This window comes from Marinomonas sp. ATLA20, from assembly GCF_057180105.1.
In genome coordinates this window covers 1-291 of record NZ_JBXUKU010000060.1, presented here as the reverse complement: position 1 = coordinate 291, position 291 = coordinate 1, and the positions used below count along the sequence as shown (strand labels likewise).

Sequence of the window (291 nt, the reverse complement as noted above, 5' to 3'; positions counted from 1 at the left end):
CACAGAAAGTATTTGGGTCTGTAGCTCAGTTGGTTAGAGCGCACCCCTGATAAGGGTGAGGTCGGCCGTTCAAATCGGCCCAGACCCACCAGTATATCAATAACCGCGTTATTTAAGCCCTCGTTTAGCAAGCTAAACGTCGATCTTAAAAGCCTTGTTCTTGACATTCTGGCATTTGATTGGAGATATCTTCTTTAGTCAACCAAATACGATCTAGTTAGTAATGGGGCTATAGCTCAGCTGGGAGAGCGCCTGCTTTGCACGCAGGAGGTCTGCGGTTCGATCCCGCAT

The 291-nt window shown here is 48.1% G+C and carries 1 tRNA gene; it reads left to right on the top strand.

The features are described 5' to 3' along the window. Positions 1-14 precede the first annotated feature (14 nt). Positions 15-91 (top strand) — tRNA-Ile (locus AC2A4J_RS20445). The last annotated feature ends 200 nt before the right edge of the window (positions 92-291 follow it).